Source organism: Parasphingorhabdus sp. (assembly GCF_965233695.1).
Taxonomy (GTDB): domain Bacteria; phylum Pseudomonadota; class Alphaproteobacteria; order Sphingomonadales; family Sphingomonadaceae; genus Parasphingorhabdus.
The window spans coordinates 2,063,501-2,087,769 of record NZ_OZ247497.1 but is presented as its reverse complement, the minus strand read 5'-3'; the positions used below and the strand labels follow the sequence as shown (position 1 = coordinate 2,087,769).

At 54.2% G+C, this 24,269-nt stretch carries 19 protein-coding genes; 11 read left to right on the top strand and 8 right to left on the bottom strand.

All coding sequences use genetic code 11. The features are described from left to right. Window positions 1–31 precede the first annotated feature (31 nt). Entirely contained in the window at window positions 32–2,137 is a 2,106-nt protein-coding gene (locus ACO6S1_RS09905; RefSeq protein ID WP_422346115.1) for a hypothetical protein, read from the top strand. Between the two features lie 220 nt (window positions 2,138–2,357). Then, window positions 2,358–3,266 (top strand): aldo/keto reductase, encoded by a 909-nt coding sequence (locus tag ACO6S1_RS09900; RefSeq protein WP_422346114.1) that lies wholly within the window; start codon window positions 2,358–2,360, stop codon window positions 3,264–3,266. A 12-nt stretch (window positions 3,267–3,278) separates the two neighbouring features. On the opposite strand, the gene ACO6S1_RS09895 is transcribed toward ACO6S1_RS09900, so the two are convergent. After that, window positions 3,279–4,796: an MFS transporter gene (locus tag ACO6S1_RS09895; protein WP_422346113.1), complete on the bottom strand. Its 1,518-nt coding sequence runs from the start codon at window positions 4,794–4,796 to the stop codon at window positions 3,279–3,281. Between the two features lie 98 nt (window positions 4,797–4,894). Then, window positions 4,895–5,938, bottom strand: coding sequence for a LacI family DNA-binding transcriptional regulator (locus ACO6S1_RS09890; RefSeq protein ID WP_422346112.1), 1,044 nt, complete (start codon window positions 5,936–5,938; stop codon window positions 4,895–4,897). Window positions 5,939–6,233: 295 nt separating this feature from the next. Here ACO6S1_RS09890 and ACO6S1_RS09885 point away from each other — a divergent pair, with 295 nt between their 5' ends. The 7 genes from ACO6S1_RS09885 (at window position 6,234) to ACO6S1_RS09855 (ending at window position 17,725) form a co-directional block, all read left to right on the top strand. After that, complete coding sequence (locus ACO6S1_RS09885; RefSeq protein WP_422346111.1) at window positions 6,234–6,578, top strand: hypothetical protein; 345 nt, start codon at window positions 6,234–6,236, stop codon at window positions 6,576–6,578. Further along, complete coding sequence (locus ACO6S1_RS09880) at window positions 6,575–8,983, top strand: TonB-dependent receptor (protein ID WP_422346110.1); 2,409 nt, start codon at window positions 6,575–6,577, stop codon at window positions 8,981–8,983. Before ACO6S1_RS09885 ends, ACO6S1_RS09880 begins: the two co-directional genes overlap by 4 nt. A 106-nt stretch (window positions 8,984–9,089) precedes the next feature. Continuing rightward, window positions 9,090–10,607 carry a tryptophan halogenase family protein gene (locus tag ACO6S1_RS09875; RefSeq protein WP_422346109.1) on the top strand — a complete coding sequence of 506 codons (1,518 nt, stop codon included), beginning with the start codon at window positions 9,090–9,092 and terminating at the stop codon, window positions 10,605–10,607. 5 nt (window positions 10,608–10,612) lie between these two features. Then, window positions 10,613–12,484, top strand: a complete 1,872-nt coding sequence (locus ACO6S1_RS09870; RefSeq protein WP_422346174.1) for an alpha-amylase family glycosyl hydrolase — start codon at window positions 10,613–10,615, stop codon at window positions 12,482–12,484. After that, window positions 12,447–14,120 carry an alpha-amylase family glycosyl hydrolase gene (locus ACO6S1_RS09865; RefSeq protein ID WP_422346173.1) on the top strand — a complete coding sequence of 558 codons (1,674 nt, stop codon included), beginning with the start codon at window positions 12,447–12,449 and terminating at the stop codon, window positions 14,118–14,120. The genes ACO6S1_RS09870 and ACO6S1_RS09865 overlap by 38 nt, the downstream gene beginning before the upstream one ends. Further along, window positions 14,117–16,177 (top strand): glycoside hydrolase family 97 protein, encoded by a 2,061-nt coding sequence (locus ACO6S1_RS09860; RefSeq protein ID WP_422346108.1) that lies wholly within the window; start codon window positions 14,117–14,119, stop codon window positions 16,175–16,177. The genes ACO6S1_RS09865 and ACO6S1_RS09860 overlap by 4 nt, the downstream gene beginning before the upstream one ends. An 18-nt stretch (window positions 16,178–16,195) precedes the next feature. Beyond that, complete coding sequence (locus ACO6S1_RS09855) at window positions 16,196–17,725, top strand: tryptophan halogenase family protein (protein ID WP_422346107.1); 1,530 nt, start codon at window positions 16,196–16,198, stop codon at window positions 17,723–17,725. Window positions 17,726–17,801: 76 nt separating this feature from the next. Here ACO6S1_RS09855 and ACO6S1_RS09850 read toward each other — a convergent pair whose 3' ends face one another. From ACO6S1_RS09850 to ACO6S1_RS09830, 5 genes are read right to left on the bottom strand one after another with little or no spacing between them, the layout of a single operon-like run. Beyond that, the gene (locus ACO6S1_RS09850) at window positions 17,802–19,571 is read right to left on the bottom strand and encodes a SulP family inorganic anion transporter (RefSeq protein ID WP_422346106.1); all 1,770 of its coding nucleotides are present in this window, start codon (window positions 19,569–19,571) and stop codon (window positions 17,802–17,804) included. A gap of 7 nt (window positions 19,572–19,578) precedes the next feature. After that, entirely contained in the window at window positions 19,579–20,856 is a 1,278-nt protein-coding gene (locus ACO6S1_RS09845) for an NAD(P)/FAD-dependent oxidoreductase (RefSeq protein WP_422346105.1), read from the bottom strand. Window positions 20,857–20,885: 29 nt separating this feature from the next. After that, window positions 20,886–21,293, bottom strand: a complete 408-nt coding sequence (locus ACO6S1_RS09840; RefSeq protein ID WP_422346104.1) for a DUF6691 family protein — start codon at window positions 21,291–21,293, stop codon at window positions 20,886–20,888. Then, the gene (locus ACO6S1_RS09835; RefSeq protein ID WP_422346103.1) at window positions 21,290–21,730 is read right to left on the bottom strand and encodes a YeeE/YedE family protein; all 441 of its coding nucleotides are present in this window, start codon (window positions 21,728–21,730) and stop codon (window positions 21,290–21,292) included. The genes ACO6S1_RS09840 and ACO6S1_RS09835 overlap by 4 nt, the downstream gene beginning before the upstream one ends. Further along, complete coding sequence (locus ACO6S1_RS09830) at window positions 21,730–22,647, bottom strand: MBL fold metallo-hydrolase (RefSeq protein WP_422346102.1); 918 nt, start codon at window positions 22,645–22,647, stop codon at window positions 21,730–21,732. Before ACO6S1_RS09830 ends, ACO6S1_RS09835 begins: the two co-directional genes overlap by 1 nt. Before the next feature lie 101 nt (window positions 22,648–22,748). On the opposite strand from ACO6S1_RS09830, the gene ACO6S1_RS09825 reads away from it, so the two are divergent. Both ACO6S1_RS09825 and ACO6S1_RS09820 read left to right on the top strand, forming a co-directional pair. After that, a complete protein-coding gene (locus tag ACO6S1_RS09825; RefSeq protein ID WP_422346101.1) occupies window positions 22,749–23,381 on the top strand; it encodes a peroxiredoxin in 633 nt (210 codons plus the stop codon). Then, window positions 23,378–23,776: an ArsR/SmtB family transcription factor gene (locus tag ACO6S1_RS09820; RefSeq protein ID WP_422346100.1), complete on the top strand. Its 399-nt coding sequence runs from the start codon at window positions 23,378–23,380 to the stop codon at window positions 23,774–23,776. The genes ACO6S1_RS09825 and ACO6S1_RS09820 overlap by 4 nt, the downstream gene beginning before the upstream one ends. 24 nt (window positions 23,777–23,800) lie before the next feature. On the opposite strand, the gene ACO6S1_RS09815 is transcribed toward ACO6S1_RS09820, so the two are convergent. Further along, the gene (locus tag ACO6S1_RS09815; RefSeq protein WP_422346099.1) at window positions 23,801–24,247 is read right to left on the bottom strand and encodes a pyridoxamine 5'-phosphate oxidase family protein; all 447 of its coding nucleotides are present in this window, start codon (window positions 24,245–24,247) and stop codon (window positions 23,801–23,803) included. Between the last annotated feature and the right edge of the window lie 22 nt (window positions 24,248–24,269).

Genomic DNA, 24,269 nt, shown 5'->3' with positions numbered 1-24,269 from the left:
TCGCATTTTCTTGAACCAAGGAGATGTAAAAATGAAACTACCACATAGCGTACCCTGCCCCAATGGCACCGAACGAGCCCGTAAAGCCAAAGAACTGCGTGAACTGGCAGCGGAAATATCGCGGACCCGGCCCCATGCCGCGTCGCGCAATAATGCCGAGGAACTGGATTATGCCGGTTCCAAATTCCCCACCAACTTTACCAAGGGATTGCATCATGATGAATTTGGCATACTCTCTTTTGGCGACGATTATCGCACATTTGTCGAGGCAATAAATAGCGACGACACCAATCTGTTTGAGAACCATGTATTGGACGCGACGGACCGCGCTGCGGAAACAAGCGAACCCACATTTCAGTGCACGGTGAATAGCCAGATACCGCAATGGCGCGGCTGGGAAAGCCCGCGTGCCGGTCATGTCTATGAATTGCAAGGGCCGGATGCGGACAGCGTTGGCATGGCCCCTGCTCCGCGCGTTGGCTCATCGGAAAAAGCCGCTGAAATGGCCGAAGTCTACGGCCTCGCACTATTGCGCGATGTACCATTTACCAGCATCTGTGCCGGCGACAGCGCCAAGCAACTATGCGACGGCGACAGTGATGCACAGCTGACATCTGCTCAGATGGTTGACGCGCTCAACAGCATGCCGTTTTTCAATGGTACCGGCGTGACATCCTCAACCCCGCCATATGTTGACGCAGACGGGCTTAACAATTTTGAGCGCAATCGCCGCTTTGCCCGGACGCAAGATGACAGCAATCCGGTTACCGCCCCTCTCACCACCGAAACGGTGTTCCGCGGTTCGACCAAAGGTTCGCTCGCCGGGCCTTACGTGTCGCAGTTCATGCTGATTGGCAATACCGGCTTGGCTGGTCCTGGTGGAGGAGCTGCGAGCTTCCCCGGCAAGGATGCGGGCTATGACCTCCAAGATGGTTTCATCCGCTATGGCAGCCTGTCCATCGACCAGCGGACAACAGTCCACAAAAGCTGCCTTGACCATATGACTGACTGGCCAACCTGGCGCGATGTCCAAAATGGTGCGGACTTCCGCGGTGCCAACCTGTTCGAGGAGAAACGCCGGTTCATTACGACACCCCGCGATCTTGCGACCTATGTACATTTTGATGCGCTCTATGAAGCCTATCTCAATGCGGTACTGATCATCGATGCCATGGGCGTTCCTGCTTCCAAAGGCTTTCCCGAGCCGGGTTTTCGGGACAGCAGCAGCGGATCACCGCGACGCACCGCCTTTGCCACCTTTGGCGGACCGCACATTCTGTCTCTGGTCACGGAAGTGGCGACACGGTGCCTCAAAGCCGTCCGACGCGAAAAATTCAACTATCACCGCCGGGCCCGTCCCGAGTTGATGGGTGGGCGCATGGCATTGGTCGAATGCGGCGATGCCGACAAGCTGGGCGATGCACAAGCGGCGTTTGAGCAAATGCACGGCGAGTTGCCCGACGCGCTGAAGGCAGCGTTGATCGCCCATAATGGGGCGCAAAACGAGACCGCTATGAACGATATGCGTCTGACCGACTGTGCTGGTGGCTCGACGCCTTTCAGCAATTTCGATGACTGCAACCTGCTGCTCCCCATGGCTTTCCCTGAAGGATCGCCGATGCACCCGGCTTATGGTGCCGGTCATGCGACGGTGGCTGGTGGTTGTGTCACGATGGTCAAAGCCTTTTTCGAGATGTTCGAAGGCAATGACAGTGGTGTCGAACGGCCGCTGGTCGAGCCGGATGGCACGCCGATCGTCTATGTCCCCAATGCCAATGGCAATCGTCTGGTGCAGGACAGCAAGTTCGCGGGAGCGCTGACCATACAGGGCGAACTCGACAAACTGGCTGCCAACATCTCGATTGGCCGGAACATGGCGGGCGTCCACTATTATTCCGACTATTATGACAGCCTGCGCATGGGCGAGCGTGTCGCGGTCGGAATTTTGCTGGAACAGGCGCCAACCTATGGTGACCCTATGGAAACGACGTTCACCAGCTTTGACGGTGATTTCATTTCGATCAACGGTCAGGCCGATTCCGCGGCGACGCTGACCATCATTGATCGCAACGGCAAACAGATTTCCAATCAGGAATGGTGGCTCCGCCATGTGCCTGGGGAACAGATGATTCTGTGAATGTCGTCACATTCACAGAGTAACAGGGGAGCAGGCCGGAGCGATCCGGCCTGTTTTCTTTCTATTGCGAACATACGGATTTTATGTGTGCCCTTTCCATCCCGAAAGCAGCGATTGCTCTTCTTGGGTTTGAATTGTGACATTAGAGCGTTATGGCTGCATGCCCGCGGCACGACCAAATATCATAACATCATCACCTTTGAGCAAAGAACGAATAATCATGAGCCTGCTTCCAAAAATTTCACCAACCCGTCAGCTTGGACAATCCGGTATCGAAGTAACATCGATGGCATGGGGCATGTGGCGCTTTGCGGGGCGTGATGTTTCCGAAGCCACACAATTGATTCATGCTGTGCTCGATTGTGGCATTACCTTGTTCGACACAGCTGATATTTATGGTTTTAACGGAACAGATGGTTTTGGGGATGCCGAAGCATTGTTGGGGGAAGTGCTAGCCAATGACAAAGGCCTGCGCAGCCGCATGATTCTAGCCAGTAAAGGCGGTATCATGTTGCCGCGGCCTTATGACAGTAGCGCCTCTTATCTGGAACAGGCGATTGACGCGACATTGGCGCGGCTTGGTTTGGACAGTATTGAGCTTTGGCAGATCCACCGGCCCGACATCCTGACCCATCCTGAAGAAGTGGCCCGCACGCTTGAGCAAGCGGTACAGTCGGGGAAGGTACAAAGCATTGGCGTTTCAAATTTCACGCAAAGCCAGATTTCCGCTCTGAACCATTTTCTGGACCAGCCGATTGTCAGTACACAGCCGGAGATTTCGGCCCTGCGCATCGACCCGATGGAAAATGGCGAACTGGATCAGGCGATGGTGATGGATTTGACACCACTTGCCTGGTCTCCGCTTGCTGGCGGCCGGATTGCATCACCGGATGATGATCGCGCCCATGCCGTGGTCAAGGAACTGGACCGAATTGCCGAAACATTTGGTATTAGCCGGGCGGCCACGGCCTATAGCTGGATCATGGCCCATCCTTCGCGCCCGATTCCGATTATCGGATCGCAGCGCACGGACCGGATCGCCGATGCGATGGATGGGATGACGGTGCAGTGGAGCAGACAGGACTGGTATGCGGTGCTGGTCGCCGCAAGGGGCGTGCCGCTCCCATAATCCGGTCGCGGCCTATGCCTTGATTGCAGACTCCTTCGGCAGAACCGCATCAACGCGCAGCATCGCCAAAGCGGCTATAACCAATACCGCCGCAGCAAAAGCCATGGTCCAGATTGGTTCGGTCGGGAAGAACGCTTTCATGATCGATCCCATGACGGTCGCCACCAACAGCTGCGGCACGACGATGAAAATGTTGAACAATCCCATATAGATCCCAAGCTTTCTCTGCGGCAGGCTCGATGCCAATATGGCATAGGGCATGGCGAGGATGGATGCCCATGCGATGCCGATGCCAATCTCGCTGATCAGCAACTGGTTTTTATCGCGGAGGATGAAAAAACTGGCATATCCCGCGGCCCCACAAAGCAGACAGATTATATGAGTCTTGGCTTTGCCGAACTTGCCCGCAAGCCAGGGTAGCAAAGAGAGCGCTGCTATTGCCGCGATGCCGTTGTAAACGGTGAATAATACGCCTACCCAATTGCCGGCCTCCTGATAACCGGCGCTTTGCGGATTGGGGGAATCAAATACATATTGAGCGACCACCGGGGTGGTGTTGATCCACATGATGAACAAGGCCGACCAGCTGAAAAACTGTACAAGCGCCAGTCGTTTCATCAAATCGGGCATACCGGAAAAATCACCGACGATACTGCTCAACATATTGTTGGAGCTTCCGCCGCGCGCCAGAATGATCGCGATGATGCTGGCAATACCATAGCCTGCGAGCAAGGCGCCCAGTAGATAGACTTCCTTTTCGAGATCGAACTGGACGACGGCCAGTAGCACCACAATACCGGCTGCAATCCAGACAAAACTGGTGGCGAATGTTTTCGTCGCGAGGGCCCGCACAGTTTGCGTAGCTTCTTCGTCACTAGCGACGCCGTCAAAAGCCGCCATTTCATCCGGACTATATTCCTCGGTCGTAAACACCGTCCACAGTACCGATAGCAGGAACATGATTCCGCCGAACCAAAAGGCATAGCGCACCGTATCTGGTATTCCACCATCCGGCGAAACGTTGGAAACATTGAGCTGCTCCAGCACCCAGGGAAAGATAGATCCAACAACAGCACCTGCGCCGATGAAGGCGGTCTGGACGGCATAGCCTGCGCTATGCTGATCCTTTCTAAGCATATCTCCGACAAAGGCGCGGAAGGGTTCCATCGAGATGTTGATGGAGGCATCGAGAATCCAGAGCATCACGACGGCAAACCACAAAACGGTAGATTGCGGCATGACCAGTAGCGCTATGGCTGCCAGAATCGCGCCGGCGAGAAAATAGGGGCGCCGCCTGCCCAGCTTGCCGATCCACGTTTTGTCGCTGAAATAACCGACAATCGGTTGCACAAGCAATCCGGTCAAAGGGGCAGCAATCCAAAGAACCGACAGATTATCGAGTTCTGCACCAAGCGATTGGAATATCCGGCTCATGTTCGCATTTTGCAATGCAAAGCCGATTTGAATGCCGAAAAAACCGAAGCTGATATTCCACAGGCCCCAAAAGCCTTGTCGTGGTTTCTCCGCCATATATCTCTCCCCTCGCGCCGCTATGATGCTGCGTCGTTACGCGTTGGTGGCAAATTGCTTCGTGCCTTACAATGCAGCACCCATTGTATACGTATGCTTTATGCTTTTGCAGTTGCCGAGGAATCGCGAACCATCAGCTTGACCGGCAGCGCCGAAGATTCAACCTTTTCTCCAGCAATCTGTTGCAAAAGGGCAGTAACCAGCGCCTCGCCTGCGGTTTTCAAGTCCTGTGTCACAGTTGTGAGCGGCGGTGCGGTCATTGCGGAAGCCGGTATATCGTCAAAGCCAACTACCGCGATATCTTCCGGGATTTTCAGGCCCGCTTCCTGCACTGTCCGCATTGCGCCAATGGCGATCAGGTCAGAAGCTGCGAAGATGGCGTCGAATTTCTGACCGCTGGCGATTAAGGACTGCACTGCTTCCACACCGCTTTCCTCGCTGCTGAACCCATCGCGCTGTAATGCCGGATCAATTGCGATGCCTGCTTCCGTCAAGGCGTCACAATATCCGAGCCAACGGGCTTCGAACTCGGGGGCGTGGCTTGATGCCGTTCCGATAAAGGCAATGTTTTGGCGGCCTTTTTCCAACAGATGCTGCACGGCCTCTTTGCCACCGCCGCGATTATCTGAACCCAGCGTCAAGCCGGGCTCGTCGGTTCCAGCAAGCCCCCAGCGAACAAAATGCGTCCCCTGCCCAACAAGATGGGTCAGCCGGTCGCGATAATCCTCATAGTCGCCATAGCCGAGCAGGATGATGCCGTCGGCGCGATGGCTGTCCTGATAGTCGGTGTGCCAATCGCCGGACAGCTGCTGAAACGAAATCAGAAGGTCGTAACCGCGCCGCGCGCATTGCCGGGTGATTGACCCCAGCATGGAAAGGAAAAACGGGTTGATAAGGCCGTCGTCGGGCGCAGGGTCTTCGAAAAACAAAAGCGCCAAGGTATTACTTTGTTGGGACCGCAGAGAGGATGCGTTTTTGTCGACTTTATAGTTCAGCTCTTTCGCGATTTTCTGTATTTTTTCACGCGTAGATGCGCTTACCGATGGACTGTTACGAAGCGCGCGAGAGACGGTCGGCTGCGAAACACCGGCCAAATATGCGATGTCGAACGATGTCGGTTTGCGTGGTGGCGAACCATCCATGCGCTGTCTCTCCTGACGTGCCCAAGCGGTTGCCAGCATGGTCAAAATTTCTCTGAATTAGCTTAGGACATTCTATCACTATTGCAAATATCCGGGTCAGGAAAACTTTGTTGCCCAATTGTTACAACATGCTCCCTCATCGAATATGTGCATACGTATGTGAACTATGCAGCGCGTAATTTCCGATCATAAAGACCCGAGTTTGACGCACGATATTTGCGGAAATCGTGACGGTATCAAATTGAATTTATGGACCTTTCCGGCACGAATCGGGGGTCCGATTAGGGGAGTGAATATGAAGAAATCGCATTTCAGTAAGAAGCACGGCCTTGTTCAAGCCAGCCGTGCTGCGCTTGGATTATCGCTGGCAATAGCAGCCGGCAGCACCACAGCATTTGCCCAAGACACCAGCCAAGAGAACCAATCGACTGCGGAGATTGATGAAGAAGAAGGCGTTATCGTTGTTACCGGCTTTCGCGCCAGCCTTGAAAGCGCTGTAAGCGAGAAGAAACAGAGTGACCAGATTCTGGAATCGGTTACCGCCGAAGATATCGGCAAACTGCCGGACGCTTCTATCGGTGAGTCGATTGCCCGTCTGCCCGGCCTGACATCACAACGCCTTAACGGCGTGCCAATGTGATCGCCGTTCGCGGTCTGGGCCCGGATTTCTCGCAAACATTGCTTAACGGTCGGGAACAGACCTCCACCGGCGATAACCGTGCGGTTGAATTTGACCAATACCCTTCTGAAGTTGTCAGCCAAGTTGTTGTTTATAAATCTCCCACCGCATCACTTGTCGGCCAAGGTCTTGCAGGCACGATTGATGTTCGCACGATCCGTCCACTGGAATATCGGGAGCGGGTCATTGCGGTTGGTGCACGTGGCACCTATGCTGATCTTGGCGCTTTGAACGCCGGCTCCTCAAAATATGGCTATCGGGTCAACGGCACCTATGTCGACCAGTTTGCCGACGATACCATAGGCATCGCAATCGCCGCCGCTTATGTAGACGAGCCCTATCAGCTGCAGGAATTTAACGCTTGGGGCTATGCTGGCGACGGATCTGATGCGGCGCCGTTTGCCATTGGCGGTTCGAAGTCATTTGTAACATCGACCGAACTGAAGCGCTTCGGCATAAACGGTACCTTGCAATATAAACCGGCCGATACCGTCATGATGACGTTGGATGGCTTTTATTCAAACTTCAACGATGATCAATCCAAGCGCGGCATTGAATTGCCGCTCGCCTTTGGCGGTGGATTCGGAACGACCGGTGATCCCAGCAACTTCACGTTTGAAAACGGATTTGCTACAGCCGGTACATTCGAAAACGTCCGCGGCGTCATTCGCAATGACATTTTTCAGCGCAAAGCTGATCTCTACTCTTTCGGGTTTAACACAACTTATGAAGGCGATGACGGTTGGAAAGCCTTTATCGATATTGGATATTCCAAGACCGACCGCAATGAGTTGAGCATCGAAAGCTATTCGGGAACCGGTTTCAACGGTGATGACACTGGCAACGGTGCGGCGGGGACGATCGGCTTTGAATCTGGCCTAAGCGGTACGGTATTCAACCCGTCGCTGGACTATAGTGATCCCAGTGCGATTTTCCTGACCGACCCCTTGGGTTGGGGCGGCGGTGTGGTGCCGCAGGCTGGTTATTACAACAACCGGATCGTCGAAGATGAGCTTAAGCAATATCGTGTCGGTGTGGAGAAAGAATTTGATGGCGGGTTCATCAAAGCGGTCAAATTCGGTCTCAACTATACCGATCGCGACAAGAGCTTGACGCCAGATGAGTCGCTGGTGCGACTGGCGGGCGGTGCTCTAGAAACGGCCATTCCTCAGGATGCGCTGCTCCGGCCAACCAATCTGGACTATCTCGGCCTCGGTCCCATTGTAAGCTATGACGCGCGCCAATTGATTGATAACGGTATATTGGTTCTGGAACCAAATAATGTGCCTGATGTTTTCGCTAAAGCCTTTTCGGTCAGCGAAGATATTCTGACAGCATATCTGCAAGCAGATATCGAGCAGGAATTCGGTGGCGCAACGCTGACCGGTAATTTCGGCGTGCAGGCAATCAATACCGATCAGGAATCAAGCGGACCGACTTTTGCTGACGGTGTGCGTACTGACCGGACGCTGGGCGACAGCTACTGGGATGTCCTTCCCAGTCTGAACCTCTCGCTTCGTTTTGACAGCGATTTCATCATCCGCTTCGCTGCTGCGCGCCAGATTCAGCGACCAAGGATTGATGATATGAGGGTTTCGCTGGAATATAGCCGCAATGAAACGGATCCCAGCGGCGTATTTCTGGACGGGTCAGGCGGCAATCCGTTTCTGCGGCCCTACCGTGCAAATGCGATTGACCTGAACTTCGAGAAATATTTTGGCCAGTCAGCCGTTATTTCCTTGCAGTTGTTCTACAAAGATATCGTCAGCTATATTGATCGCAGCAAACAGCCGTTTGATTTTACCGGCCTGCCACTCCCGCAGGGCCTGCCAGTTGATACACAGATTGGCTTACTGGAACGGTCGGTGAATACCGGCGGCGGTGATTTTTATGGTGGCGAGCTCGCGCTGACGCTTCCCTTCAACAATATTACCGAAGCTCTGGACGGCTTTGGTGTGACTGGCGGTGTGGGCTACACCAAGAGCAAAGTTGAAGATGCTAATGGCGATATTGATGACATTCCCGGCTATTCCAAATGGACGGCGAACGGCACATTGTTCTTCGAAAAATGGGGCTTCAACTCCCGGGTCAGCGCGCGTTATCGGTCAAGGTTCTTGGCAGATTTCAGTGGCTTTGGTGGCAATTTAACCCGGCGACTGGCCTTACCGGAAACCATTGTCGATGCACAGATCGGTTATGACTTCCAGGAAGGCAGCGCCCTTGAAGGCCTGTCCCTCTATCTGCAGGGTCAGAACCTGACGGACGAGCGTTTCGCATCGATTGATGGTGACGGCACCCGATTGAAAGTGATCGATTATCAGATTTATGGCCGCCGGTTCCTGATCGGAGCGTCATTTAAATTCTGATATTGTTGAAAGCCGGGTCTGTTGACGATGTGCCAAGCTTGATGGACATTGTGAACGGATCCGGCGACCGGCATAATAGTTGTGACCATAAATGAGGGAGGCGGCAATGCGAAAATTTGTCATTGCCGGCGGGGGGACCGCTGGCTGGATGGCAGCGGCAGCGCTTAGCCGCTTCCTCGGTAAACAGGCCAACATCACCTTGGTTGAATCCGATGCGATTGGGACGGTCGGTGTCGGCGAAGCGACCATACCCCAAATCCGGCTTTTCAATCACGGCCTCGGCATTGATGAAAATACCTTTGTCGCTGCAACCCAGGGCAGTTTCAAGCTCGGCATCCAGTTTGATGGATGGAATGGAGACGGTCAGCACTATATTCATGCTTTTGGCAATATCGGCCGGCAACTCGGGCTGGTCGGCTATCACCACTATTGGCTACGCGCACTGAATAACAACAAAATCAATGACTTATGGTCTGCCAGTCCTTGCGCCGTGGCTTTGGCGGAAAACCGGTTCGCACCGGTTGAAGAAAAGCCCGGTCAACTCCCCAGCGGCGTTGCCTATGCCTATCATTTTGACGCCGGGCTTTACGCAAAGTTCCTCCGGCAATATGCCGAAGTGGGCGGCGTCAAACGCATCGAAGGTCTGATTTCCCAGGTTGCACAGGATCCCGAGAACGGAACCATTCAATTGCTCCATCTGGAGTCTGGGCAAGTGATCGAAGGCGATTTCTTCATCGATTGTTCCGGCTTTCGCGGTCTGCTGATCGAAGGCGCGTTGAACGCGGGCTATGACGACTGGAGCCATTGGTTGCCCTGCGACCGCGCGGCTGCTGTGCCCTGTGAGGCGACCGAACCGCTGACGCCCTTTACGAAATCATCGGCGCGCAGAGCGGGCTGGCAATGGCGCATTCCGCTCCAGCATCGCACCGGTAACGGGCACGTTTATAGCAGCGCCTATATGTCGGATGACGAAGCAGCGTCTATCCTGCTCGACAATCTGGACGGGCGCGCGTTGGACGATCCCCGACAGCTGCAATTCAGAACTGGTAAACGCAGTCGCGCCTGGGTGAAAAATTGCGTCGCGCTGGGCCTGTCCGCTGGTTTCATGGAACCGCTGGAATCGACCAGCATTCATCTCATTCAATCCGCCATCGCGCGGCTGTTACAACTGCTCCCCGGCGACCATATCGCGGATGCGGACATTGCCGAATATAATCGCCAGACAGATTTTGAATGGGAACGCATTCGCGATTTCCTGATCCTGCATTATCATGCCAACGGCCGAAATGAACCATTCTGGCAGGCTGTCCGCGATGCCGAAATTCCCGGCAGCCTTGCGCATAAAATCGCCCTTTTCAAAGCCAATGGCCGGATCGTTCGCGAGCATGAGGAATTGTTTACCGAAGCGGGTTGGCTGCAGGTCTTGATCGGACAAGGCATTATGCCGGAAGGCTATCATCCCCTCGCCGATCAGCTCAGCGAAAATGATCTGGCCGAGTTCCTGAAGCTTGCCGGCCAACATGCCCAAACGATTGCGTCACGCATGCCGGATCATAGCGACTATATCGCGCGCCATTGCGCCGCGCAGCAACAACCCTCCCCAACCAACAGGATCGTAGCCTAATGATGATGAAGAAAATTTCCTTGCTTACCAGTCTGGCGCTTTCGACAGCGTTTCTAAGCGGTTGCGGGCAAGCGGAAGCGCAAGATGGGCCGATCTATGGCAATGGCGAAGCAACTGTTGCTTTGGACAGCGTTAGAGCACGGTTGCCCGAAGATGAAATCATCTATTTCGTTCTGCCAGACCGTTTCGAAAACGGCGATCTTTCAAACGACACTGCCGGCATTGAAGGCGGGCGGTTGCAATCCGGCTATGACCCGACCCATAAAGGCTTTTATCACGGCGGTGATTTGAAAGGATTGACCGAAAAGCTTGATTATATTCAAGGGCTTGGCGTTACCGCTATATGGTTTGCACCGATCTTCAAAAACAAGCCGGTACAGGGCACGCCCGGCAAAGAAAGCGCCGGCTATCACGGCTATTGGGTCACTGATTTTACGCAAGTTGATCCGCATTTCGGCACCAATGACGAATTTCGCGCTTTTGTTGATGCTGCCCATGCGCGCGGGATGAAAGTTTATATGGACATTATTGCCAATCACACGGCGGATGTTCTTTATCCCAAGGAATGTGAAGGCAAATCAGAATGCTCCTATCGCAGCAAGGCCGACTATCCTTATCGGCGCAAGGGCGGCGTGGACGGCGCAGCAATTAATGAAGGATTTGCCGGTGACGCGGTGAGGACGGCGGAAAATTTCGCGAAACTGACCGACCCGACCTATGCCTACACTCCGGTTACCGCCCCGGGAGAGGAAAATATCAAAGTTCCCGCGTGGCTTAATGATGCGATCTGGTATCACAATCGCGGCGATACGACATTTGAAGGGGAATCCTCCCGCTATGGCGATTTTGTCGGCCTTGATGACCTGATGACCGAAAATCCGCGCGTGGTGGACGGGTTTATCGAAATATTTGGCGATTGGATCGACAAATATAGCATTGATGGTTTTCGCATAGATACCGCCAAGCATGTGAACCCCGAATTCTGGACGCGCTTCACCCCTGCGATGCTGGAACGGGCAAAGGCCAACGGCATAGACAATTTCCATATCTTTGGTGAAGTCTACGCCCATGAAGTCGATCCCGGTTATCTGGCCCAGTTCACCAAGCGCGACGAGCTGCCCACCGTCCTCGATTTCGCGTTTCAGGTCGCAGCGCATGATATGCTCACAGGCAAGGCGGGTACGCATATCTTCGGCAAACTGATCGACGGGGATGTGCTCTATGCCGGTGGTGAGGCCACCGCACGACAACTGCCAACCTTTCTTGGCAATCATGATATGGGCCGCATGGCGCATATGCTGGACAAAGCCTATCCCGATGCCACCGAAGAAGAGCGGCTCGCGCGCATATCGCTGGCGCATGTTCTGCTGTTGGCGACACGCGGCGTACCCACCATCTATTCCGGCGATGAACAAGGCTTTGTCGGCGATGGTGGAGACCAGGCCGCGCGTGAAGACATGTTCCCCAGCAAAGTGGACGTTTATAATGACAACCGCCTGATTGGTACGAACGCAACCACCGCCGAGGCGAATTTCGATAATCAGCATCCGCTCTATCAACTCATCGCCGAACTCAGCAAGAAGCGGAAACAGACACCGCAATTGCGCTATGGTCGCACGCTATTGCGCGCCAGCAGCGAAAAACCGGGATTGCTCGCCTTCACCCGCGGAGATGATGATGGCACCGAGGTCTTTGTAGCGCTCAATATGACCAACGAAGCCATCGAACAAAATGTCGAAGTCGGCATCAACTCGGTCAATTTTTCAACTCTGGCAGGTCAATGTGCCGCCACCGTTTCGGCTCCCGGATCGGTTTCCGTCAACCTCCCTCCGCTTGGCTATGCGATCTGCCAGGCCACTCCCCAGGACAAGAAGTGAACACGTGCTACAGAAATTGCATAACATAGCTGATAGTGATCCCGACACCGCCACACCATGGTGGAAGGGTGCTGCGATTTATCAAATCTACCCGCGCAGCTTTGCCGACAGCAATGGCGACGGCATTGGCGATCTTGCCGGTATTACCGCGCATCTTGACCATGTTGCCAGTCTGGGTGTCGATGCGATCTGGCTGTCGCCGTTTTTCAAATCACCGATGAAAGACTTTGGCTATGACGTCGCCGATTACCGCGATGTCGATCCGATTTTTGGCACGCTGGCGGATTTTGATGCGCTGATAAAGCGTGCACACGAACTGAACCTGCGGGTGACCATTGATCAGGTCTATTCACACACATCCGACCAACATGCATGGTTTGCCGAAAGCCGCAGCAGCAAGGATAACCCCAAAGCCGACTGGTATGTCTGGGCTGATGCCAAGCCCGACGGTTCGCCACCTTCCAACTGGCAGTCTGTCTTTGGCGGGCCAGCCTGGACCTGGGACGCGCGGCGCGGGCAATATTATCTGCACAATTTTCTGTCGAGCCAGCCGCAGCTGAATGGTCATAATGCCGAGTTGCAGGAAGCGTTGCTTGATGTGGGCCGTTTCTGGCTGGATCGCGGCGTCGATGGTTTTCGCATCGATGCGCTCAATTTTGCGATGCATGACCCTGAATTGCGCGACAATCCGCCCGCACAGCCGTCGAACAAGAAACGCACACGATCCTTTGATTTTCAGCAGCGGATTTACAACCAGTCGCACCCAGACATTCCGCTGTTCATCGAGCGTATCCGAGCACTTACGGATGAATATGATGGGTGTTTCACGGTTGCCGAAGTCGGCGGTGACGATGCCGAGCGAGAAATGAAACTGTTCACCGCCGGAGAAACCCATCTCAACAGCGCCTACGGCTTTAACTTTCTCTACGCTGATGCTTTAACACCTCGCCTGGTGCGCGAGGCGGTTGAGCAATGGCCAGATGTTCCGGGTATGGGTTGGCCAAGCTGGGCATTCGAAAATCACGATGCCCCGCGCGCTGTTTCACGCTGGGTCGCTCCGGATTATGCTGATGCTTTTGCCCGGATGAAAATGTTGTTGCTCATCGCATTGCGCGGCACGGTGATAATCTATCAGGGCGAAGAACTGGGTCTGACACAGGTGGATATCGCCTTCGAAGACCTGCAAGACCCAGAGGCTATCGCCAACTGGCCACTGACGCTCAGCCGCGACGGCGCACGGACGCCGATGCCATGGCAGTCTGGCGCGCTTCATGGCGGTTTTTCGGAAAGCCAGCCGTGGCTCCCGGTTTCCGATGATCATCATCCGTTGGCCGTGGACAAGCAGAATGAGGACGCATCATCGCTATTGAATCTCACCCGGGCGCTGATTGCATTGCGCAAAAACCATGAAGCCCTGCGATCGGGTCGATTGGATGTCCTGAAAGCTGATGGTGATCTGTTGATCTTCGAACGCGAGGCTGGCGACGAAACGCTGGTCTGCGCATTTAACATGGGTCCCAGTGATCTGACATGGGATCCGGAAAACGGCACTCTCGTTCAGTCAGTGAACGATGCAACCATTCGCGATCTGCCAGCTTATTCCGGCATCATATTATCCAGAAATCAAGGAGAATGATTGTGGTCAAATCCCCTGTCCGCCATGTCTTGCTACTGATCGTCGCGTTTCTATCCGGACCGGCCTTGGCAGAAGACCTCGCCTCAGCAACCTCCCCGGATGGCCAGATCAAGGTTTCGGTGATGATCAATGGTGAAGGCCGGGTACAATATGCGGTCGAAAGGAACGGCAAGGCCATAATTGCGCCATCACAAATGGGTTTTCAGTTCACCGATGGCATCCCCATGGCACGCGGCTTTGCCTTTGACGGCGCTGAGACCAATGCAGTGGACAGCAAATGGGAATTGCCATGGGGTGAACGCGCCACGGTGGTGGACCAGCACAACGAACTGGCCGTCAAGGTCCATGATATGGGCGGCGATAAAGGAACATCCAAACGATCCCTGACCATCCGTTTCCGGCTGTTTAATGACGGTATCGGCTTTCGCTATGAACTGCCTGCCCGTGCCAACGGCAAATCATGGAATATCGCGGATGAGAATACTGAATTTGTGATTGCGCAAGAGGGCACATCCTGGTGGACGCCCGCTGGTGACTGGAACCGCTACGAATATCTCTATCACGAAACATCAATTGATAGTGTTTCATCGGCCCACACCCCGATAACCATGAAGCTGGCGGACGGCACCCACTTGGCATTTCATGAGGCGGCTCTGGTCGATTATTCGGGCATGTGGCTGAAACGGATTGAGGGGCGGCGTTTTCGTTCCACCTTGGCTCCGTCCAGTCGCGATGCGCGGGTCAGTCGCAATGGGGCATTTAGCACACCATGGCGCACCATCCGGATCGCGGCGGATGCGCCCGGGCTGTATGACAGTGACCTGGAGCTGAACCTCAACGAACCGAACAAACTCGGCGATGTCAGCTGGGTCGAGCCATTCAAATATATTGGCGTCTGGTGGGAAATGCACCTCGACACCGCCAGCTGGGCCTCTGGCGAAAAACATGGTGCGACCACCGCCAATACCAAACGATATATCGATTTTGCCGCCAAACATGGTTTTCGCGGCGTGCTTGTCGAAGGGTGGAACAAGGGCTGGGACGGCAACTGGTTTGGCAATGGCCGCGATTATTCCTTCACCGAAACCTATCCCGATTTCGATATTGAATGGCTGACGGATTATGCCAGAGAAAAGGGCGTCCGTCTGATCGGGCATCATGAAACCGGCGGCAATATCAAAGTCTACGAAGCGCAGCTGGATGATGCGATGGCGCTCTATCAAAAGCTGGGTATTGATGCAGTGAAAACCGGTTATGTGGCTGACGCTGGCGGGATCATTGCACCGGGCGATGACCCGGATGGTGAGCGCTTTGAGTGGCATGATGGCCAGACCATGGTCCGCCATCATCTGAAAGTCGTTGAGACCGCCGCCAAGCATAAGGTCGCTGTCAATCCGCATGAACCGATCAAGGATACCGGCCTGCGCCGGACCTATCCCAATTGGGTAAGCCGCGAGGGCGCACGCGGTATGGAATATCAGGCATGGGGAGAACCCGGCAACGGACCAAGCCATGTGCCGACACTGATATTCACCCGAATGCTGTCGGGTCCGATGGATTATACCCCGGGGTTATTTTCATTAAAAGGTCGCGATGGGCGGGATCTGGAATCGACACTGGCACGGCAACTGGCGCTTTATCTGGTGGTCTATTCACCCATTCAAATGGCAGCTGACTTACCCGAAAATCTTGCAAAATATCCCAACGAGCTGGCCTTTCTTGAACAAGTCCCCGTGGACTGGGCAGAAACAAAAACGCTGGCAGGCGAAGTCGGGGAATATGCGGTCATCGCGCGCAAGGACAAGGCCAGCGAAGACTGGTATGTCGGCGGTGTGACCGATGAGGAAGCCCGCGACATTACGGTTGACATGTCCTTCCTGCCAGAAGGCAAAGACTATGTTGCGACGATCTGGCGTGATGGCGACAAGGCCGATTATCGCACGACAGCGCGCCACGACATAGCAATCGATAGCCGCAATGTGACCGCTACCGATAAACTGCCGCTGCGCATTGCTCCGGGTGGCGGCTTTGCACTTCGTTTGACGCCAGCGCGCTAAACAGAGCATTTGAATGATATGACCGATCCCGCAGCCAAAGATTTTGTAATACTTGGCGGCGGGACGGCAGGCTGGATGGCGGCCTGCTTGCTCGCAGATCAATGGCGTGGTCGCGGCGCAACGGTCACGCTGATCGAAAGCAGGGATATCGGTATCATCGGCGTGGGCGAAGGCTCCACGCCGCAATTGAAAGCGTTTTTTGACAGATTGGGCATTGCCGAAAGCAAGTGGATGCCCGCCTGCAATGCCACATATAAAAACGGCATCAGCTTTCACGGCTGGTCCAGCCATCCCGGCTATGAAAGCTATTTCCACCCCTTTCCGACCCCGCTCGACAACCATACGGCTGGCAAATTTTTCTATAACACGCGGGCTCGGCGTACCGGACGGGATGTCGCCGCCCATCCTGATCAGTTCTTCCTGCCTGCTCTTTTGGCCGCGACAAACAAAGCGCCGATTGCACCAGAGAATTTTCCGCTGGAACCAAGCTATGGATATCATTTCGATGCCCATAAAGTTGGTGCTTTTTTGGCCTGCCACGCGGCAGAAAATCTAGGCGTCAAGCATGTCGAGGGTAAAGTCGAGACTGTTGAACGCGCCGAGAATGGCGACATTGCCGCTCTTTTTACCGAAGATGGAAGCCGCATCGCCGGAGATTTTTTCCTTGATTGCAGCGGTTTTCGTGCGATCCTGTTCAATGGCGCTTTGGCAGAACCCTTCATCCCCTTCTCGGACAATCTGTTCAACGACAGTGCCGTGGTCATGCCAACGGCTCGCGCGGAGCAGGAACCATTGCCAAGCCAGACCAAGGCATCGGCGCTATCCGCAGGTTGGGTCTGGGATATCCCGCTGACCTCGCGCACCGGTAACGGCTATGTTTACTCCTCTTCCCATATCGACGCCGCGGCCGCAGAACGCGAGCTGCGCCAGCATCTTGGTGTTGGTGACAGTGGTGAGGCAAGGCATCTGAAAATGCGGGTTGGCCGCGTGCAGAACAGCTGGTCGCACAATGCGCTTGCCATTGGCCTGTCGCAGGGCTTCCTTGAGCCGCTGGAAGCGACCGCGCTGCACATCGTTATGGCGACGGTGGAACATTTTATCGGATCATTTGAGGCCGGCGTCTTCACTCCGCAGCATCGCGATCATTTCAACGCCGAAATCGCAGCGCGTTATGAAGGCATCCGCGATTACATCGTCTGCCACTACAAGGTAAACAGTCGCGAAGATTCCGCTGGTATCGACTATTGGGCCGCAAGCCGAAATAATCAAAATCTATCCGATGGACTAAAGGCTGTGCTTACCAGCTGGTTCACCGGCAGTGACCTAAGCGCAGAAATATCCCGGCTTGATATCACGAAATATTATAGCGCGATTAGCTGGCACAGCTTGCTGGCCGGTTACGGCGTATTTCCCGATGACACAAAGATTAGCCCGCCCGGCAATGATATCATCCTGCATGATATGATCGAAATAGATCACTTTCTAGACCGTTGTGCGATGAATTTCAGTGACCATGCTGACATTTTGGCGGACATCAAGAAAGCCTAGAACGCATATTCCGGGAAAAGTTGTAAACCGCATCGATACTCCATCGCCTGAGCCATCGGCACGTCATGCCTTTCGATCATATCAACCCCCTCTCCTTCCACAAATCCTTGTTATTTTCCGCCTCATCGTGGTGATTGCTCGCCTCGATGAGCTTATTATAAGCGGTGTTTTGCGACAGGAAAACTTTTCCGGATAGCTCATCGAGGAAATGGGACCTTTTCAGGCGGTCCATGACCGGTCCTTTCACCTCGGAGAAATGCAGGCGGATATCGGCGTCATCGAGCCGGTGATTTACCGCCTCGATGCTTTCCAGCGCAGATGCATCAATGGCGTTTACCGCCGAGCACATCAGGATGACGTGGCGGACATCTTTATGGTCCGCAACTTGTTCCAAAATGAATTCTTCCAGCCAGCGCGCGTTGAGATAGGTCAGGCTTTCGTCGATCCGGATCGTCAAAATACGTGGATCGGTGAACACCTTATGGCGGTCAATATTTCGGAAATGCTCTGTCTCCGGTACGCGCCCGACAATTGCGGCATGGGGCCGCGAACTGCGCCACAAAAATAGTGCAAGACTAAGGGCAACCCCGGCGATTACGCCCGGTTCAACACCGGCAAGCAAGGTGATGCCAATGGTTGCTGCCATCGCAGCAAAATCGGTCTTGGAATAAAGCCAGATGGTGCGCGGCGTTTTCAGATCAACCAGACTGAGTACGGCCACAATTATGGTCGCGGCGAGCGTTGCGATCGGAAGCGAGGCAAGAAATGGCGTGAGAAACAGAGCCGCGACAGCAATGCCGATAGCAGTAAATGCACCGGCGGCAGGTGTTTCTGCACCGGCGTCGAAATTGACTACCGATCGGGCAAAACCGCCGGTGACAGGATAGCCGCCAGAAAATGCAGCCGATATATTGGCTGCGCCCAGGCCGACAAGTTCCTGGTCCGGGTCGATACGCTGGCGGCGTTTTGCGGCCAAAGTCTGGCCGACAGATACCGATTCAACAAATCCGATAATGCTGAGCAGCAAGGCCGGTACGGCAAGCTTTTGCCACAGATCGAGATCGATCAACGGCACGGAAAAGGGCGGCAGGCTTTGCGGAATATCGCCAACAACATGAACGCCTTTTGCTTCCAGTCCAAAAACTATGGTGGCAATTGTCGACACCGCAACAGCGGCGATTGGGCCCGTTTTAGCCGTCAAATCTGCCGCGCGCGCTTTCAGGCCAAGACGCATGAGAAGCGGCTTTAATCCTTTGCGGACCCAGAACAAAAAAGCGGTGGCCAGCACGCCGATGACCAGCGTCGGGATATTCACCGTGCCAATCGACGAGAACAGGCTTGTAACCAACTCTGGCATCGCAGCGCCGCTGGCCTGGATGCCGAGAATGGACTTCAACTGGCTGGTTGCGATGATGATGCCACTGGCGGTGATAAACCCCGATACCACCGGATGCGACAGCAGGTTGGCTAGAAATCCAAGTTTGAATAACCCCATCAGCAACAGGAATAATCCCGACAACAAAGCCAGCACGAGAGCGGCCGCGATAAATTGTGCGCTTCCCGGCGGTGCGATGGTACTCGCGGCGGTCAACGTCATGAGCGATACAACCGCAACCGGGCCTACAGCCAGGGTTCGGCTGGTGCCAAATATTGCATAGGCGATTAGCGGCATAATCGACGCGTACAGACCAATTTGCGCGGGCAGTCCCGCGAGCATGGCGTAAGCCAGACTTTGCGGGATCAACATGATCGTGACAATTATGGCCGCAACCCCGTCGTTGGTCAGAGTCGTGGAATTATACGATCGTCCCCATTCGAGGATCGGGAAATATCTCGAAATTTTCATCTGCGCATCAATTCGCGCCAATTTGATGCGGTTTGACCATCCATTCGCGCCCCTTGAGCATACCATACCAGTAAACTGGAGGCAGTATCGTATCTTTCAACAACCATGCAAGTCGAGAAGGTTGCGTCCCATCAATCAGCCAGGTGGGAAAGCTCGGTAACAGCTTGCCGTCATAACCGAACTCCGCCAGAATGATCTTGCCGCTTTCCACCGTCAGCGGGCAGCTGCCATAACCGTCATAATCCGCTGCAGGCGGCTTGCCTGCCAAAGCGGCCAGCGCATTCACCGCTACAACCGGTGCTTGCTTGCGCGCAGCCGCCATGGTTTTGGCATTGGGCGCACTACAGGCATCGCCGAGCGAATAAATGTTCCGATATGTCATATGTTGCAGCGTTGCCTGATCAACATCAACAAACCCGTTTTCTGCGGCCAGCGGGCTTGATCGGATGAAATCCGGAGCACATTGCGGCGGGACGACATGGATCATGTCAAATGCTTCCTGGACACGCTTCGTCTTTTCACCATCTTTTTGTTCGAACGTCGCGACTTTGGCCTCGCCATCAATAGCAACAAGCGTCGATTCAAAGTTCAGATGCGCATCATAGCGCTCCACATATTCCATCAACGCCGGAACATATTCCTTCACACCAAACAGCACCGCTCCTGCATTGTGAAATTGCACATCGATGTTTTGCAAAATCCCTGCCTTCTCCCATCTGCTGCAGGAGAGATACATAGCCTTTTGCGGAGCACCGGCACATTTTATCGGCATGGGCGGCTGCGTGAACAGCGCGCGACCCTTCGCCAGATCCTTGACCAGCTGATTTGTGTAGGGCGCGAGATCATAGCGATAATTGGACGTGACGCCGTTTTTCCCCAAGGCTTCTGGCAGACCTTCGATCGCCTCCCAGTTCAATTTGATTCCCGGGCAAACGATGAGCACATCATATGCGATCTGCCTGCCATCAGCGGTGATAACCAGGTTGTTGTCGGGATCAAATGTTTCTGCTGCGGCCCTGATCCATTTGGCGCGTTCGGGGATCAGGCGCTTTTCTTCACGCCGGGTGAAGTCCACCGAAAATATGCCGCCGCCAACCATAGTCCAACCGGGTTGATAATAGTGAACATCAGACGGTTCTATGATTGCCAGGCTTGCTTTTTTGTTGCGTTTGAAAATGCTTGAGGCAGTTGCAATGCCGGCTGAGCCCCCACCGACTATGACGATGTCGAACCTGTCTTGCTCTTTTACTGTGCCCGATTTTGTATCTTTCCCGTCGCGTGCCATTAGACATCCTTCCCGATGATTTTCTTCGATCAATTGGTAACGCGGTGAACCACCATTCCCGCAAGCATGGCGACAACGAACGCTAGAGCGGGCAAAGGATTGATAGCCAGGTCGGCAAGACCCGGTCCGGGGCAGAGGCCACTAATGCCCCAGCCAGCCCCAAAAAGAACCGCTCCGATCGCCAGTTTGCGATCGATGTTTTTTGTCCCCGGCAATGAAAAATGGGCGTCCGCAAATGGCTTTTCGATCCGCCGCTGAATGAGCCATGCAATTGCCATCGGAATGATCGCTCCACCCATCACGAAGGCAAGCGTCGGATCCCAGTTACCAAACAGATCAAGAAAGCCCTGAACGCGCGCTGGGTCGGACATGCCGGAATAAGCCAGGCCGGCGCCGAAAATGCTCCCGGCGACAAGAGCTATCGCAAGGCGGATCATAACAAACCACCAAAGCGCATCAACGCCACCGTGATAAAACCACTCGCCATAAAAATTGCCGTTGCAGTCAACGAGCGCCGAGAGAGCCGCGACATTCCGCAAACACCGTGACCACTGGTACAGCCTGAACCGAGCCGTGTGCCGAAACCGACCAGCAATCCGCCCAAGATCATCGGAATCACCGTTGGCGGAAAGCGCGTTTCAACACCGCCTGTTGCAAGGGAGACCAAAAGAGCTCCGAGGGGCAGGCCGACAACGAAAGCGATCGCTATGCTGCGCGGTGCACCGCTGTCCGCAATACCCGTCGCCCTTGCGGCAAGTCCGCTGACACCGGCGATACGACCAAGACCAAGCAGCATAAGGGCTGCAGCAATACCGATCATCAGACCACCAATGACGCCTTCAACCGGCATCGCGTGAGGAAAAGCGGCCAACATCAGACGCCGTTCAGCGGAAGTTTGAGATAGCGGACACCATTGTCCTCGGCAGGCGGCAAATGGCCCGCACGCATATTGACCTGAACTGATGGCAGGATCAGACGCGGCATATCGAGTGTTTTGTCACGCGCGGTGCGCATTTTGACAAAATCATCCTCGCTCACACCGTCATGAGCGTGTATATTACCCTCTCGCTGCGCGGCGACTGTGGTTTCCCAGACATATTGATCCCGCCCTTCCGGCAGATAATCGTGGCACATGAAGAGACGAGTGGTTCTGGGAAGCTCCAATATCCGGCGGAGCGAGCGATAGAGCTGCCGCGCATCACCACCTGGAAAATCGGCCCTTGCCGATCCATAGTCGGGCATGAACATGGTATCTCCAACAAATACCGCATCGCCGATTACATAGGCTATATCCGCCGGTGTGTGGCCGGGAACATGCATTACGGTAACATCCATATTGCCAATGTTGAACGTGTCGCCATCGGCAAAAAGATGATCAAAGTCAGAGCCATCGCGTTGAAATTCGGTACCGGCATTGAAGAGCTTGCCGAAGACCTGCTGAACGGTGACAATATGCTCGCCAATGGCAATTTTGCCACCCAGTTTTTCCTGTAGATAGGGCGCTGCGGAAAGATGATCGGCATGGGCATGCGTTTCCAGAAGCCATTCAACCTTCAGGCCCTCTTCTTTCACATAGTCGATCACCTGGTCAGCTGAATCGAAAGACGTTCGCCCTGAAGCGGGATCAAAATCAAAGACACTGTCTATCACTGCCGCCCTTTTCGTCGCTTCGTCGTGGACGACATAAGTGACCGTAAAGGTCGGTTCGTCAAAAAACGCCTTGATGATCGGGATGTGCTGTTGCGCCGAAGATACTTGATTCGACGCATGGGCAAGTACTGAGTCGGTCATGGATTATCCTCTTATATTCATATTTACATAAATCATGTAATACACTATACGTGTTGCGTCAATGGGACCGCGATGTCAAACGGGTGCCAGAGGAAGAGTTGATGATAGAAGAACAACCAAATACTCCTGTAATGCTGCGTGTTGGCGACAAGATACCGGACTTTGAGGCACGCACTACACATGGCCCGATCAAGCTGTCCGATTTTCGTGGTCGCTGGTTGATTTTCTTCTCCCATCCCGCTGATTTCACACCCGTATGTACAACCGAATTTGTTGCTCTCGCGCGCAAGGCCGACGCCTTTGAAAAAATGAACTGCGCCCTGGTTGGCCTATCGGTTGACAGCCTGTATTCGCATCTCGCATGGGTGCGCGTCATTCAGGAACAATACGGGGCGGAAATATCCTTTCCGATTGTTGAAGATCCCAGCATGGCCGTCGGCAAGGCATTCGGGATGATCGACGAAAATGCAACCGACTCTACTGCCATGCGCACAAGCTATTTCATTGATCCCGAAGGAATCATCCGGGCAACAACCTGCTATCCCTATAATGTCGGGCGATCGGTTGATGAAATGATCCGACTACTTACCGCTTTGCAGACGGTTGCAGACGGGGAGGCTCTCACGCCAGAAGGGTGGCAGCCTGGCGATGATCTTCTGGCCGTGCCGCCAGCCTCGGTTGCGGATATTGACGATGGTGAAGACTGGTTCTGCAGGAAGGTGACACCGGCATGACCGCACTTTTCGAAAGCCGCGAACTGGCCGATCGCGCCAGCGAGAAATTGAAAATCTATGCGCAGCCCCAGAGATTGATGATCCTTTCATTTCTGGCTGGCGGAGAGAATACGGTCAGCGACATCGACAATGCAACGGGCATCGGTCAGCCTGCGTTGAGTCAGCAGCTGGCGGCGCTCCGGCGCGCAGAAATTGTAAAGACGCGGCGGGACGGAAAGCAGATCTGGTATGAACTGGCCGATGATTCCGTACGCCTGTGCGTTGAAACCATGGAAGCGATATTGAAGGACGAGCCTGACAAGCAGCAGCTATTGGAAGCTGCAACGCCCAGTGTATCGGTCAGAAAACGAAAGCCTGCTACTGCCGGTACGGCGGGTTTCGCCAAAATCCTCTAAGCCAAGCCGAAACTATCCAGCTCTTCATGCCTCGACAAGTTCGGTATGACCGAACCCCTTGCTGTAATCGAGAAGCGAAATAATCACGAGATCGACTCGAATGAATGCGACATCGGCCTGCTCATCCATTGTAAGGTCCTCAACCTGCGGGAATTTTGCGTAGATTAACTGCCCAATCTTTTCCTGTTCGGTTTTACCGGTCACAATTGTTGCATGGCCGGCTGCTGAAATGCTTTTGATGTCGTCCCAGTCTTCATACGGGCGATCAACCGTTAGTGATACTCTTCCGTCCCGCGCAATGTTCCGGGCTTTTTGCGAGTCCGCCGATGTTCCGAAATAGATGGTGAGATCATCATTCACAAAGCTCACCGTTGTTGCTTGCGGAAATCCATTTTCACGAACGGTTGCAATGGTCATGTCATTGACATCGGTGAGGATGGAATTGATCGTCTCGTGTTGTTTCTTGTTCATAATGCTTTCCTGCGAGGATGGT